This window comes from Bacillus sp. FSL K6-1106 (assembly GCF_038005245.1).
GTDB lineage: Bacteria > Bacillota > Bacilli > Bacillales > Bacillaceae > Bacillus > Bacillus altitudinis.
Genome location: NZ_JBBOSV010000001.1, coordinates 214,774 through 227,861 on the forward strand (window position 1 = coordinate 214,774; position 13,088 = coordinate 227,861).

Annotated in this window: 17 protein-coding genes; 15 read left to right on the forward strand and 2 right to left on the reverse strand. The window is 42.4% G+C overall.

The window, feature by feature from the left end; translation table 11 throughout:
* Window positions 1-113 precede the first annotated feature (113 nt).
* The 5 genes from coxB (at window position 114) to ctaG (ending at window position 5,102) form a co-directional block, all read left to right on the forward strand.
* Window positions 114-1,181 (forward strand): cytochrome c oxidase subunit II, encoded by a 1,068-nt coding sequence (gene coxB / locus MHI20_RS01140; protein WP_039168612.1) that lies wholly within the window; start codon window positions 114-116, stop codon window positions 1,179-1,181.
* Between the two features lie 188 nt (window positions 1,182-1,369).
* Window positions 1,370-3,241, forward strand: a complete 1,872-nt coding sequence (gene ctaD, locus MHI20_RS01145) for a cytochrome c oxidase subunit I (protein WP_007499823.1) — start codon at window positions 1,370-1,372, stop codon at window positions 3,239-3,241.
* Window positions 3,241-3,861 carry a cytochrome c oxidase subunit III gene (gene ctaE, locus MHI20_RS01150; RefSeq protein WP_412055227.1) on the forward strand — a complete coding sequence of 207 codons (621 nt, stop codon included), beginning with the start codon at window positions 3,241-3,243 and terminating at the stop codon, window positions 3,859-3,861. Before ctaD ends, ctaE begins: the two co-directional genes overlap by 1 nt.
* A 2-nt stretch (window positions 3,862-3,863) precedes the next feature.
* Window positions 3,864-4,193, forward strand: a complete 330-nt coding sequence (gene ctaF / locus MHI20_RS01155; protein ID WP_003211520.1) for a cytochrome c oxidase subunit IVB — start codon at window positions 3,864-3,866, stop codon at window positions 4,191-4,193.
* Between the two features lie 30 nt (window positions 4,194-4,223).
* Entirely contained in the window at window positions 4,224-5,102 is an 879-nt protein-coding gene (gene ctaG / locus MHI20_RS01160) for a cytochrome c oxidase assembly factor CtaG (protein WP_017367183.1), read from the forward strand.
* Window positions 5,103-5,340: 238 nt separating this feature from the next.
* On the opposite strand, the gene MHI20_RS01165 is transcribed toward ctaG, so the two are convergent.
* Window positions 5,341-5,706: a YugN family protein gene (locus MHI20_RS01165; protein WP_008345035.1), complete on the reverse strand. Its 366-nt coding sequence runs from the start codon at window positions 5,704-5,706 to the stop codon at window positions 5,341-5,343.
* A gap of 161 nt (window positions 5,707-5,867) precedes the next feature.
* Between MHI20_RS01165 and MHI20_RS01170 the strand changes: the two genes are divergently transcribed.
* From MHI20_RS01170 to coaD, 9 genes are all read left to right on the forward strand, one after another.
* Window positions 5,868-6,290, forward strand: coding sequence for a CBS domain-containing protein (locus MHI20_RS01170; RefSeq protein ID WP_205474900.1), 423 nt, complete (start codon window positions 5,868-5,870; stop codon window positions 6,288-6,290).
* A 122-nt stretch (window positions 6,291-6,412) separates the two neighbouring features.
* On the forward strand, window positions 6,413-7,456 hold the full coding sequence (locus tag MHI20_RS01175; protein WP_008345031.1) for a CAP domain-containing protein: 1,044 nt from the start codon (window positions 6,413-6,415) through the stop codon (window positions 7,454-7,456).
* Between the two features lie 109 nt (window positions 7,457-7,565).
* Window positions 7,566-7,979 carry a YlbD family protein gene (locus MHI20_RS01180; RefSeq protein ID WP_024720298.1) on the forward strand — a complete coding sequence of 138 codons (414 nt, stop codon included), beginning with the start codon at window positions 7,566-7,568 and terminating at the stop codon, window positions 7,977-7,979.
* Window positions 7,980-7,998: 19 nt separating this feature from the next.
* Complete coding sequence (locus tag MHI20_RS01185) at window positions 7,999-8,247, forward strand: YlbE-like family protein (RefSeq protein ID WP_017359376.1); 249 nt, start codon at window positions 7,999-8,001, stop codon at window positions 8,245-8,247.
* Window positions 8,248-8,320: 73 nt separating this feature from the next.
* On the forward strand, window positions 8,321-8,728 hold the full coding sequence (locus tag MHI20_RS01190) for a hypothetical protein (RefSeq protein WP_007499810.1): 408 nt from the start codon (window positions 8,321-8,323) through the stop codon (window positions 8,726-8,728).
* Window positions 8,729-8,785: 57 nt separating this feature from the next.
* Complete coding sequence (locus MHI20_RS01195; protein ID WP_007499807.1) at window positions 8,786-9,235, forward strand: YlbF family regulator; 450 nt, start codon at window positions 8,786-8,788, stop codon at window positions 9,233-9,235.
* Window positions 9,236-9,300: 65 nt separating this feature from the next.
* Window positions 9,301-9,573, forward strand: a complete 273-nt coding sequence (locus MHI20_RS01200) for a YlbG family protein (RefSeq protein WP_008345023.1) — start codon at window positions 9,301-9,303, stop codon at window positions 9,571-9,573.
* 312 nt (window positions 9,574-9,885) lie between these two features.
* Window positions 9,886-10,443: a 16S rRNA (guanine(966)-N(2))-methyltransferase RsmD gene (gene rsmD / locus MHI20_RS01205; RefSeq protein ID WP_340936347.1), complete on the forward strand. Its 558-nt coding sequence runs from the start codon at window positions 9,886-9,888 to the stop codon at window positions 10,441-10,443.
* Between the two features lie 3 nt (window positions 10,444-10,446).
* Window positions 10,447-10,929: a pantetheine-phosphate adenylyltransferase gene (gene coaD, locus MHI20_RS01210; protein ID WP_007499803.1), complete on the forward strand. Its 483-nt coding sequence runs from the start codon at window positions 10,447-10,449 to the stop codon at window positions 10,927-10,929.
* Window positions 10,930-10,942: 13 nt separating this feature from the next.
* Here the strand turns inward: coaD and ylbJ are convergent, their stop codons facing one another.
* Window positions 10,943-12,151, reverse strand: a complete 1,209-nt coding sequence (gene ylbJ, locus MHI20_RS01215) for a sporulation integral membrane protein YlbJ (protein ID WP_056704698.1) — start codon at window positions 12,149-12,151, stop codon at window positions 10,943-10,945.
* A 156-nt stretch (window positions 12,152-12,307) separates the two neighbouring features.
* Here ylbJ and MHI20_RS01220 point away from each other — a divergent pair, with 156 nt between their 5' ends.
* Window positions 12,308-13,087 carry a patatin-like phospholipase family protein gene (locus tag MHI20_RS01220; protein ID WP_017367186.1) on the forward strand — a complete coding sequence of 260 codons (780 nt, stop codon included), beginning with the start codon at window positions 12,308-12,310 and terminating at the stop codon, window positions 13,085-13,087.
* Window position 13,088: the final 1 nt, after the last annotated feature.

The window sequence follows — 13,088 nt, forward strand, 5'->3', positions numbered from 1 at the left end:
ATGTAAGTGCTTTTATAAGAGGCGGGGGTTATGGATGGGTGAAAGGTGATTTTATAAATAAGAGGTAAAAGCGAAAGGCAAAGGAGATCAAGCAAAAGGGGTTGGGACAAATTATGATAAGAAAATGGCGTGTTTATTCACTGTTTCTCTTACTGACGCTCGTTTTGGCGGGCTGCGGTGAACCATACTTATCAACACTCAAGCCAGTTGGGGAAGTAGCAGATAAACAGTTTTTCCTAACGGTACTGAGTACACTTATTATGGTTCTTGTCGTTATTGTTGTATCGATCATTTTCTTTTACGTCATCATTAAATTCAAACGTTCTAAAGTGGGAGAAGATACGATTCCTAAACAGGTAGAAGGGAACCGTAACCTCGAAATTACGTGGACAGCGATTCCGATACTTCTACTCATTATTCTCGTTGTACCTGTTGTGGCATACACGCTTGAGCTAGGGGATACAAGCGCCATGGATAAGAAAAAACGAGATCCTGAAAAGACACTTGTAGTGAATGTAAGAGCCAGCTTATATTGGTGGGAATTTGAATACCCTGATTATGGGATTGTGACAAGTCAGGAATTGATTGTTCCAACTGATCAAAAGGTTTATTTTAAGCTGAAAGCATCTGATGTGAAACACTCATTCTGGATTCCATCAGCTGGGGGTAAAATTGATACAAATACAGACAACGAGAACAAGTTTTATTTAACGTTTGACTCAAAACGAACGAAAGATGCTGGAGAATATTTCTATGGGAAATGTGCAGAGCTTTGTGGTCCATCACATGCTTTAATGGACTTTAAAGTTAAAACGCTTTCTCAAGATGAGTTTTTAGGCTGGACGAAAAAGATGACAGATTATAAGAAGCCTGCATCTACGTCAGATCTAGCCCTTGAGGGTGAAAAACTCTTTAAAGAGAAAAACTGTTTAAGCTGTCATGCGGTAGAGCCTGGAGATGAACGGCCAGAGGCGGCAAGGACTGCACCAAACCTTGCAACCTTCGGAGAGCGGACAAAAGTAGCTGGAATTAAAGACATGAACAAAGAAAATGTCAAAGCATGGCTGAAAGATCCAGAGAGCTTTAAACCAGGTAATAAGATGACAGGGACGTACCCTAAACTAAATGACTCAGAAGCAGACGCACTCTACGAGTATTTAAAAGGTCTTAAAATACAGTAAATGCCTTGAGCAGCTTGAAGTTGCGCACATTCAAAAGGGTATACGATCTATGTGAAGTTTTTGTTAAGAGCTCCCGAATAAGTCTCTACATCCAAGAATAAGTCATCTGTCAGATATAGTCTGTTTTTAGAGCGTGAAGATAGACATTGATATGAAAAGGGGCAAATGGGAGATAAGAGGGGGATTTCATGGTGAGTACAATAGCTAAAAAGCGGGGGTTTGGCGCTGTCTTATGGGATTACTTAACGACGGTTGACCACAAAAAAATTGCCATACTATATTTAGTGGCAGGGGGATTTTTCTTTTTAATTGGTGGCCTGGAAGCGATGATTATCCGTATTCAGCTAGCCATCCCTGAAAATGATTTTGTGAGTGCAGGGTTTTACAATGAAGTCATGACTATGCATGGAACAACGATGATTTTCCTTGCAGCAATGCCGCTTTTATTTGCATTAATGAATGCGGTTGTACCCATTCAAATTGGTGCACGTGACGTAGCGTTTCCATTTGTGAATTCACTTGGTTTTTGGCTGTTCTTTTTCGGAGGTATTTTCTTAAACCTTGGATGGTTTATGGGCGGAGCACCTGATGCAGGCTGGACTGCCTATGCGTCGCTCACGCTGAATTCAGAAGGGCACGGCATGGATTTCTATATTTTAGGGTTGCAGATAGCGGGTATTGGTACGCTAATTGCCGGAATCAACTTTCTTGCAACGATTATTAATATGAGAGCACCAGGTATGACGTATATGAGAATGCCACTCTTTACCTGGACGACGTTTGTGGCATCTGCACTAATTTTATTCGCATTCCCGCCGCTGACAGCAGGGCTTGCGATGCTGATGCTTGATCGAATGTTTGATACGAGCTTTTTTAATCCAGAGCTCGGAGGAAATACAATCATCTGGGAGCATTTGTTCTGGATTTTTGGACACCCAGAAGTGTATATCTTGATTTTGCCGGCATTTGGGATTTTCTCTGAGATCATTCCGGTGTTTGCAAGAAAAAGATTGTTTGGTTATTCGTCCATGGTGTTTGCGACTGTATTAATTGGTTTCCTTGGATTCATGGTGTGGGCGCATCACATGTTCACAACAGGACTTGGTCCAATTGCCAATGCGATCTTTGCCGTAGCCACAATGGCGATTGCGGTGCCAACTGGAATTAAAGTATTTAACTGGTTGCTCACCATATGGGGCGGTAATGTGAAGTTTACAACGCCGATGCTATATTCCGTTGCGTTCATTCCGTCATTCTTACTTGGCGGTGTAACCGGCGTCATGCTTGCAGCAGCAGCAGCGGATTATCAGTTCCATGACACGTACTTCGTTGTGGCGCATTTCCACTATGTCATTATCGGTGGTGTGGTCTTCGGTATTTTAGCTGGTGTGCATTATTGGTGGCCGAAGATGTTTGGGAAAATACTGAATGAGAAGCTTGGGAAAATTGGCTTTGTGCTGTTTTTCGTCGGTTTCCATTTAACGTTCTTTATCCAGCATTTTCTCGGTCTTTGGGGCATGCCGCGCCGAGTCTTTACATTCTTGCCAGGTCAGGGTCTAGACCTTGGGAACTTGGTGAGTACGATTGGGGCACTGTTCATGTTTGTAGCAGTTGTCATCATGCTGATTAATATCATCTGGACGACAGCAAAAGGGGAGCGTGTATCGGGCGATCCTTGGGGAGATGGAAGAACGCTTGAATGGGCAGTATCTTCACCTCCGCCAGAATATAACTTTAAGCAGCTGCCTCTTGTGCGGGGACTTGATCCATTATGGATTGAGAAAATGGATGGTAAAAAAGGAATGACAGCATCTGAACCGCTCGATGATATTCACATGCCGAATAATTCCATCTTGCCTATCATTATCTCATTCGGTCTATTTGTGTCAGCGTTTGGTTTTATGTATCGTCAAGAACACAGCTGGGGTCTACCGGTGATTTTCATTGGTCTTGGCATCACGTTTGCGACCATGCTCGTTCGCTCTCTTAAAGATGATCATGGATACCATATTCACAAAGAAGATTTGACGGATGACGATGACAAAGGGGTGAAAGCATAATGGAACCACAAAAAATGACAGTGGAAACCTTTCCGGCTTCTCCTGAGAAAGCCACGTTAGAAGGAAAGAATAAGTTCGTCGGGTTCTGGTTGTTTCTTGGGGGAGAAACGGTCCTGTTTGCATCTTTGTTTGCCACTTATTTGGCGCTGAAAAATTCAAATGCAGGCGGCGCAACAACAACTGAAATGTTTGACCTCACACTTGTCTTTATTGCCACAATGCTTCTGTTAACGAGCAGTTTAACGAGTGTGTATGCTATGTATCATATGAAAAACTTTGCCTTTAAAAAAATGCAGCTTTGGTTAGGTGTAACCGTTCTTTTAGGTGCTGGATTTTTAGGGGTAGAAATTTATGAGTTTTATCATTATGTGCATGCGTATGAATTTACCATTACGAGCTCTGCACTTGGCTCTTCCTTCTATACGCTTGTTGGAACACACGGGGCTCACGTCGCATTTGGACTTTGCTGGATCACCGCTCTGATGATTCGGAATATGAGACGCGGACTCGATTTATACAATGCACCAAAATATTATGTGGCAAGCCTTTATTGGCACTTCATTGATGTTGTGTGGGTCTTCATCTTTACCGTTGTATATTTAATGGGAATGGTGGGATAAGAATGGGAAATAAAAACACAAATCAGTCCAAAGTCGATCTTGTCTATCGGAAAAAGAAAAATGCCGAAGAAATGAAGCATCAGCTCATTTCTTTCGGCTTGATGATTGGTTTAACGTTTGTTGCCTTTTTAACAATCGCCTCTGAAGACGTCGGAAATTGGTTCGCTGTCCCTTTTATTTTACTGCTTGCAGTGATTCAGGTCGCTTTTCAGCTTTATTATTTTATGCACATGAACCAAAAAGGGCATGAAACACCCGCGTTGTTTCTTTACTCAGGTGTGTTTGTCGCGTTTATTACCGTTTTAGCCTTTTTGACCATTATTTGGTGGTAAGCTCGCTTTGCCCTTGAAGGAGGCGCAGCAATGGAAAACTTAGAGATATTTGGATTTCGTGCATTATGGAGTCCTTACTATTTGACATGTATTGTAGCAGCAGCCGCTTTTTATCTGCTTCTCGTGACGAAGGGTAAGCACCGTGCGACGGTGAAAGAGAAAACGCTGTTTCTCACGGGGCTTGTGTTGCTTTATGCAGTGAAGGGGAGCCCGATTGATTTAATGGGGCATATTATGTTCAGTGCGCATATGGCGCAAATGGCAGTGCTCTATTTGGTCATCCCGCCCCTTCTTATTACAGGTTTACCTGCGGCGATTTGGGAGCGGATCATTCAAACACGGGGTATTCAGCCGATTTTCCGCTTGTTTTCTAAGCCGTTGATTGCCTTACTCGGTTTTAACGGGTTGTTTTCGCTGTATCATATTCCGCTTGTGTTCGATTTTGTCAAAACAGATCCGTTTTATCACGCATTGATGACGGTTGTCATTTTTATCGCTGCCTTTTTCATGTGGTGGCCGCTTGTCCATAAAGTGCAAAGTCAGCCGCAGATTACAGGCATTTTAAAGCTTGGATATATTATGGCAGATGGGATTTTAATGACACCTGCCTGCGCACTCATTATGTTTAGTGAAGCGCCTATCTATGCCACTTATTCAGATGCCGGCGCATGGATACAAGCACTGCACCTATGTGTACCGAGTGATATGCTTGCAGGTCTTGCGCTTACGGGACCTGACATGTTTCATACATTGCCGCTGCTAGAAGATCAGCAGCTAGGTGCTATTTTGATGAAAATCATTCAGGAGATTGTATACGGATCGATTCTTGCTGTTGTCTTCTTTGACTGGGCGAGAAAAGAAAGAGCGAAAGATGCCGTACCAGATGCGCTCATTCCGAAATATGAATAAATGAAAAGCACAGCCGTAGGGCTGTGCTTCCAGATTGTTGGCAAAGGGCTAAAATGAACTTTATTTTAGCCCTTTGTCTTCTTTTTTTCAGCGTGATAGAAAACCTTTGCAGTCCTAGGAAGGACGAGCACTGGAGCGGAGCGAATTTGGCATTCGTGAGCACCAGCGCACAGGACTGACAACGAATGCGAGGGTTTGTCTACACGCTGAAAGCACAGCCGTAGGGGCTGTGCTTCTTTTATGCTTCAGCAGTTATCGCTTCTAGTTTTTCTTTCAATTGGTTCAGCGTTTTTTTGCTGGATTGAATAAGAGATTTAGGGAAATCTTCGCCTTCTCCATATTCAACACCATGCGGATAATAGTGCTTTCCAAGTAAAGGTGTCAGCAGCTGGATGTGGGCTTTTTTGGAGCCGACATCTCCCTCAGTGGCGTAGCCAGAGATCCGTAAGTAAAACGTCCCCTCTACCATGTTATACTTCCTGTCGTACGTCACACGCTCATAATCCCATTGATCGGCTCGTACAAATCCTTCACTTTCCATAATGAAATCCAATTTATTTAAGTCAGCTGATACCTTTTCAATCCCCGTACCTTCAAACTTCACCCAAAACCCCTCCTTATAAAAATTCCCTTTACTGACAATCATAGTATGAAAGCGTTAAACTTTCAACTGTGAAGGGTATGTTCTTTTATAAGCTGGTTACAGTAATAAAGAAAATAACGGATGGAGGAATCAACGTGAAAACGAAAAAAATCAAAGATATCATGACGAAAAAAGTAGTGACGTTGCAAAAGGACGACAATGCGTATGAAGCGGCAGTCAAAATGAAAGATAATGACATTGGTGCCATTCCAGTAGTCGACGGAGATCAGCTTGTTGGTATTGTCACAGACCGCGACCTTGTACTTAGAGGTATTGCTGAGAAAAAGCCGAACTCACAAGAGGTTGGTGCCATCATGACAAAGGAAGTTTTGACAGCTGAAGAAGATGCAACCCTAGAAGAAATTGTCAGGTTGATGTCAGAACATCAGCTCCGCCGTATCCCGGTTGTCAAAAACGGGGCACTCACAGGAATCGTAGCCCTTGGGGATTTATCAGTTGAAGATTTATCAAACGATCGTGCAGGTGATGCCCTGACGGAAATCTCTCAACAAGACCAGGATCATGGCCAAGGATTTCTTCATTAGGAGGGGCATATTTTAAATTCGTGTTAAATAGGCTGTATTGTCGTTGATAAATGGAGCAAGTTTTGTTTAAATGACAGTAGAAGGTACTTTTTGTACCTTGCCAATTTAACGGAGGTGTTTATTTGAAAACTGTGCTGAAAACACTCTTCATCCTCCTGATTATATCTGGAACGTACGTTCTGTTTATTCAATATGGATCTTCACCAGAAAAAGAAAACAGCAATGAGCCGAAGGTGTCTAATGAAGAAACATCTAGCGATAAGCCGATCAACATTCCGAAAAAAGGTCTCATGTCCTTTATGGGGAAGTCTTCAAACGAAGTGCTTAAACAGCTAGGGGAACCAGATCGCATTGATCCTTCCGCATATGATTATGACTGGTGGATATACAATCAATCGAAGAAGCACTATATTCAAGTAGGGGTAAAGGACAGTAAAGTGGTGACCTTGTTTGCGACAGGGGATGGGCTGAATGTTGAGCCGTTTAAAATCGGTCAAGCCACAAGTGAAGTATTTAAAAAAACACAAATCGCTCCTTACATTCATGTAGAGGACGAGGGAAATTCATATCGCTTTGAATTCTCAGAAGATGATATGAATACCAGGCCGACGGTGAAAGTGGGAGATGATGTGTATGTCCAGCTCTACATGGATAAGTTTGAAAGCACTCTTTCGAGCATTCGAGCCTTTAATGCAGATACATTTGTCAAACAAAAGCCGTATGAAGTCGTTTATCGAGGTCAATTAATTGAACCTGAGGCGATATCAGGCGAAAAGTGGAAGGATATTGAAGCGTCGAGTCAAAAACAAATTTTTGATATGACCAATATTATCCGCCATAAGTACAAACTGCCGACCTTAAAGTGGGACGATGAAACCTCTGAAGTGGCATTCATGCATAGTGAGGACATGAAGGATCATCATTATTTCTCCCATGAATCTAAAAAATATGGCACGCTGAAAGACCGGTTAGAAAGAGGCGAGGTCGCATTTCAGCTTGCGGGGGAAAACATTGCGTATAATTATGTTGATGGCCCTGCAGCTGTAGAAGGCTGGCTGAATAGCGAAGGTCACCGGAAGGCATTGTTAAATCAAGATTACACGCACCTTGGCGTTGGTGTGAAAGAAAAGTATTATACACAAAACTTCATTAAGAAAACGTCTTAATCCTCTAAACAGCTGCGCACAGATGGCGGCTGTTTTTTTATGAAAAGGGCTCACCAAAATAGACCCAGATGTATATAGTATAGTAGGCATTTGTATGGGGGGTGAGGATATGACAAATAAGCAAAAGCAAACATCCATTGATGAATTTAAACAGTTCGTCAGACGCCATCCGAAATTAATTCAAGAAGTGCAGACGCAAGAAAAAAGCTGGCAAAGTTTATACGAGAATTGGGTCATGTTTGGTGAGGAAGATGACATGTGGTCTCCTTACCGGCAAACACAAACGGAAGAAGCAAAAGAAGAAAAAGCCGCTAAGCAAAGTGAACCGGGAAAAGCAGATTTTATGTCTAAAATGGTTTCTGCAGTGAAAAAAATGGACGCTGATCAAATGAATGAACAAATTAATAAAATGAGCCAGTCTATTTCCTCTTTACAAAGCTTACTCGGTCAATTTTCATCAAATGGCTCAAAGAAGGGTTCATCTGGAGGCAGCCAGCACCCATTCTCCTTCAGGAAAGATTAATTGAAAGGGGATGCTTTTGGTGCGGAGAGAAGTACAAGAGTTTGTCATGGCCGAAGAGGATCGAATCAAATTCATCAGGCAGCGCCCACTCTGGTATAGACAGTTAACGCGGCATCCTGAAAATGTCACTTCGTTTGAATTAGATAAAATGAACTTTTACGAAAAAACCATTCCTCATCGTGTGAGCCAGTTGAGCAATAGTGTCCAAATGGCTGAAATGATGATCCAGATGTTCCAAGCAATGCGCAATCAAAATGGAGCCGGGTGAGGCTTTTTTTGAGTTGATTAAGATGTCTATTTCATGAGCATCCTATGAAAGTAGACGAAAGGAGAATCAGAACATGAAATGGATGCTGTCAATATGCGCATTGCTTTTTCTTCTCACCGGATGTCAAAGTCAACATGATCAAGAGCAAGTAACTAGGCAAGAACCAGCAGTACCAGTCATGCAACAGACGCAAAGTGAAATGAAGCAGCAAGGCTTTTTAAAATACAAAGTGCAGGGATCTGTTGTGTATATAGAAAGTACACTTCAAGATTTTCACCTTGAACCTTCACCCTTGAAAAAGGATAAGAAGGCGGGATATTTTACAGTGTATGTAGACGGGAAACGGGCAGGCAATGAGTATACTGCGGCGTTTGTGGTCAAGCACCTTTCAAAAGGAAAGCATAAAATGACCGTTGTGCTAAATTCTCGTCACCCTGAATATAAGCAGAAAAGAGAGACGTGGGATGTATTTGTCACGTAAAAGCATTTTCTGATCCATAGGTTTCGTGGTAAACTATGAATTGGAGGTGCAACATTTATGTATGCGACAATCGAATCTGTGGAGCTCCAAGAGGAAGCAAATCAATTGGCTGCCATGATTCTTCAGTCGGAGGAGGCTGAACATTACCGCAACTGCTTTAAGCGTCTCCAGCAAGACGAAGAAGCCCAACAAATTATTGCCCATTTTACAAAAGTAAAAGAGCAATATGAAGATGTGCAGCGGTTCGGCAAATACCATCCGGACTATAGAACGATCTCAAAAGAAATGCGTGAGGTCAAAAGAAAGCTAGATCTTCACGATACAGTGGTTGATTTCAAAAAAGCAGAAACAGCGATTCAATCCATCTTAGATGAGATTAGTATTGAAATCGGTCAAGCTGTATCAGCATATATTAAAGTTCCAACAGGGAACCCATATTTTGATGGTCTATCATCATGCGGCGGTGGCTGTGGATCAGGAGGCAGCTGTGGCTGTAAAGTATCTTGACGAGACTTGAACGTCTCGTCTTTTACATAATGAACGGAAAGAATTGAAAAGCGGCAGGTGAAAAGATGGATACCAAACGTCAAGGGATGGTCGTTTGGCTGCATTCGTTAAAGCAGTCAAAAGCGCTAAGGAAATTTGGGAATGTTCACTATATTTCAAGGAAAATGAAATATGCAGTGATTTATTGTGATATGAATGATCTTGAGCGCCACATGGCAAAGCTCAGTTCATTGCCATTTGTAAAACGTGTTGAGCCTTCCTATAAACCTTTTATTAAATTAGAGTACGAATCGAAATTGGACAAAGCAAAAGAGTATGATTATAAGGTGGGCTTTTAAAGACACAAAAAAATCCCCGCGGCATCACCCGCGGGGTCCTTCTATTCTTAATGATTCATTAAGGAGAAGGCAAAGGGAGAGGAGAAACCGGAGGAAGAACTTATGGGGAAACGTAAGTCTTCTCCGCGGTTGGCAACAGCACCACATCAGATGCTGTTAACAGTAGTATGACCCTCTCTTTTGTGATCTATACATAGAAAATGAATGGAATTCAGTGCATTGTCCCATGTGGAGTGGATATGGTAAGATAATGTTGAATTTTTTGTCATCAAATAATATTCAATAGATGCAAGCAGAAAAAGTGGTGGAAAAATGAGAGTGATTTCTGGAACAAAAAAAGGCCGTACACTTAAAGCGGTACCTGGCCAATCAACAAGACCAACAACAGATAAAGTAAAAGAATCCATTTTTAATATGATTGGACCGTATTTTAATGGGGGATGGGCCCTTGATTTATTTGCTGGAAGTGGTGGTTTAGGTATTGAAGCGCTTTCTAGAGGATTCGATCATTGTATATTTGTGGATCGAGATATGAAGGCGATTCAGACGATTAAAGGCAACTTGAATCAATTGTCGCTGATGGATCAAAGTGAAGTGTTTCGAAATGATGCAAACCGTGCACTCGCCGCTGTAGTGAAGCGAGAAGAATCTTTTCAAGCCATCTTCCTTGATCCGCCGTATAAAGATCAAAAGTTGAAAGCACTTCTTGATACGATTGATGAGCATTCCTTATTAGCAGATGATGGCGTCATTGTGTGTGAGCATGATAAAGATGTGACACTGCCAGAGGAAGCAGGACAGCTGCATATCTCAAGGCAGGAAATGTACGGAATGACTGGCATTACGATCTATAGAAAGCGGGGAAATTAAAGCATGGGGAATATAGCCGTTTGTCCGGGTAGCTTCGATCCAGTCACATTGGGCCATTTGGATATTATTAAAAGAGGGGCAAAGATTTTTGATGAAGTATATGTGTGCGTCCTCAATAACTCGTCAAAAAAGCCGTTGTTTACTGTTGAAGAGCGATGTGAACTCATTCGTCAAGCAACAAAGGAGCTACCAAATATCAAAGTGGAATCCTTTCATGGACTGCTCGTTGATTATGCGAAACAAAAAGAGGCGAAAGTCATTTTACGCGGACTTAGAGCGGTGACGGACTTTGAATACGAGATGCAAGGGACATCAATGAACAAAGTGTTGAATGATGACATTGAAACGTTCTTTATGATGACGAATAATCAATACTCCTTCTTAAGTTCAAGCATTGTTAAAGAAGTAGCGAAATATCATGGATCAGTCAAAGAGCTTGTACCGCAAGAGGTCGAAGCTGCGCTGAAAGAGAAATTTAATGGATGAGTGCATTGTGCACTCATCCATTTTTTAATTTCTGATAATAGAGTGCAATATACACGATCAGACTGAACAAGGTGATGAGGGGACCAGCAGATACAAGCTGATTCCATAACATGCTGCTAAACATCACGACTTGCTCGCTTGTTTCAAATGCCCCTGCTGGAAGCGCCATGTCTGCTTTAGAGACATAAAGGGGTTTGAATAACAAAAAAGCAAAGACGGCTGCGTAAATACCGTGAAGCAAACGGGCGAAGAAAAACGGTTTAAAGCGTATATCGGTGGCTGCCAAAATCCCGGCTACCTGAGCTTGAACGGAGAATCCGCTAAATCCTAAAATAAAGCTGACCACAATTGTTTTAGCGAGCATGGAAACCTCTTGTGATCCTGTGAGCTGACTTCCTAATGTGATTTCAAATAGACCCGCAATCATGGCTAGATCTAATTCCGGCGGAAGGTGCATCGTTTTCAGTATAGAGCCGATCCCGATAGAGAGAAGATCTGTCACATGAACGACAGCGAGCATTTGACTAAAGACAGAAAATAAAATGATAAAGCCGCCAATCATAAAGAGCGTTTGAACAGATGACATGACAGCGTCACTTAATATTTGGCCAAGTGGTCTTTTCTCTGCAAGTCTTGCCGTATGAAGAGCGCTGAATGCTTCTCGAATTGGAGGCAATAAAAATCCTTTTCGGCTTCTGAGGTGCGCATCATGACGTGCTTTATATCCGCGCATTGTCACCCCAACCGCGAGATTTCCTAAATAATGTGCACAGGCTAACACAATGCCTAAAGCTGGGTGATGAAAAAATCCTACAGCCACTGCTCCAAAAATGAACAAAGGGTTTGAAGAATTGGTAAATGACACAAGGCGTTCTGCTTCAATTCTTGTCAGCTGTCCTTCCTGCCGAAGTCTTGTCGTCAATTTAGCGCCAGAAGGAAAACCAGAGGCCATTCCCATCGCCAGTACAAATCCGCCGACACCAGGCACCCGAAAGATAGGCCGCATAAATGGCTCTAATAATACGCCGACAAATCTGACAATCCCGAAACTGATTAATAGCTCGGACAAAATAAAAAAAGGTAGCAGCGATGGAAAAACCACTTCCCACCACATTGCAAGTCCATTTTTCGATGCTTGCAAAGAGGCTTGTGGATGTGTAATCACAGTGGCTGTTAAAAAGATAAAAAAAGCAGCGATGAACAGAGTGTTCCATTTTTTCATGGAGATGTCGCCCCTTGCCGTTATAATCTATTGGCGAGCTCGTGATTAAAGAAAAAGAGATGCTAGCCGAGCCTGTCTTCTATTACTATACGATGAGAAGGGGCATGTTTAGACCTATAGATTCGTATATATGCATAGAAAGAGGAGGGTGGATTCATGAAACGACCGATTATCGGGCTTGCGCTGGGCTCCGGGGGTGCCAGAGGGATGGCGCATATCGGGGTTTTATCTAGTCTTGAGAAACAAGGAATTCAGGTGGATATGATCGCAGGAAGCAGTATTGGTGCTCTTGTGGGGAGCTTTTATGCAGCAGGACAAGACGTAGAAAAAATGAAAAAACTTGCACTTGTCTTCAGAAGAAAGTATTATGCTGACTATACACTGCCAAAAATCGGTCTGTTAAAAGGAAATCGAATTTTGCAGCTGATTCACACGTTTACATATGGGAAGAATATTGAAGAAATGCGCGTGCCTCTTGCAATTGTCGCCTGTGACCTTCAGACAGGGGAGAAGGTTGTGTTCAAAGAAGGATCTGTCTCACAAGCAGTCAGGGCAAGCATTAGCATTCCGGGTGTGTTTGTTCCGCATGAAATAGGCGGCAGGCAATTGGTGGATGGAGCGGTAGTGGACCGCATTCCTGTTTCTGTTCTCAAAGAAATGGGGGCAGATCTCATTATCGCCTCTGATGTATCAAGGGTGAAAAAAACAGAAAAGGCAACGAGATTATCGGATGTCATTATGCAAAGTTTGGACATCCTTCAAAATGAATTGGTTCGTCACCAAACCATTCATGCAGATCTCATGATTCGGCCGAAGCTCGAGACCTTTAGCTCTAGTGCGTTTACACAGGTTCAAGAAATGATTGAAGCAGGTGAACTCGCCGCCGACCAACTAAAAGGAAAACTGAAAGATGTCATTGATAAATGGGAGTGTTAAT

Bases quoted from the DNA above. Each gene is read 5' to 3' on its own strand.
- coxB (WP_039168612.1), top strand. From the start codon at position 114: ATGATAAGAAAATGGCGTGTTTATTCACTGTTTCTCTTACTGACGCTC.
- ctaD (WP_007499823.1), top strand. From the start codon at position 1,370: ATGGTGAGTACAATAGCTAAAAAGCGGGGGTTTGGCGCTGTCTTATGG.
- ctaE (WP_412055227.1), top strand. From the start codon at position 3,241: ATGGAACCACAAAAAATGACAGTGGAAACCTTTCCGGCTTCTCCTGAG.
- ctaF (WP_003211520.1), top strand. From the start codon at position 3,864: ATGGGAAATAAAAACACAAATCAGTCCAAAGTCGATCTTGTCTATCGG.
- ctaG (WP_017367183.1), top strand. From the start codon at position 4,224: ATGGAAAACTTAGAGATATTTGGATTTCGTGCATTATGGAGTCCTTAC.
- MHI20_RS01170 (WP_205474900.1), top strand. From the start codon at position 5,868: ATGACGAAAAAAGTAGTGACGTTGCAAAAGGACGACAATGCGTATGAA.
- MHI20_RS01180 (WP_024720298.1), top strand. From the start codon at position 7,566: ATGACAAATAAGCAAAAGCAAACATCCATTGATGAATTTAAACAGTTC.
- MHI20_RS01190 (WP_007499810.1), top strand. From the start codon at position 8,321: ATGAAATGGATGCTGTCAATATGCGCATTGCTTTTTCTTCTCACCGGA.
- MHI20_RS01195 (WP_007499807.1), top strand. From the start codon at position 8,786: ATGTATGCGACAATCGAATCTGTGGAGCTCCAAGAGGAAGCAAATCAA.
- MHI20_RS01200 (WP_008345023.1), top strand. From the start codon at position 9,301: ATGGATACCAAACGTCAAGGGATGGTCGTTTGGCTGCATTCGTTAAAG.
- rsmD (WP_340936347.1), top strand. From the start codon at position 9,886: ATGAGAGTGATTTCTGGAACAAAAAAAGGCCGTACACTTAAAGCGGTA.
- coaD (WP_007499803.1), top strand. From the start codon at position 10,447: ATGGGGAATATAGCCGTTTGTCCGGGTAGCTTCGATCCAGTCACATTG.
- ylbJ (WP_056704698.1), bottom strand. From the start codon at position 12,151: ATGAAAAAATGGAACACTCTGTTCATCGCTGCTTTTTTTATCTTTTTA.
- MHI20_RS01220 (WP_017367186.1), top strand. From the start codon at position 12,308: ATGAAACGACCGATTATCGGGCTTGCGCTGGGCTCCGGGGGTGCCAGA.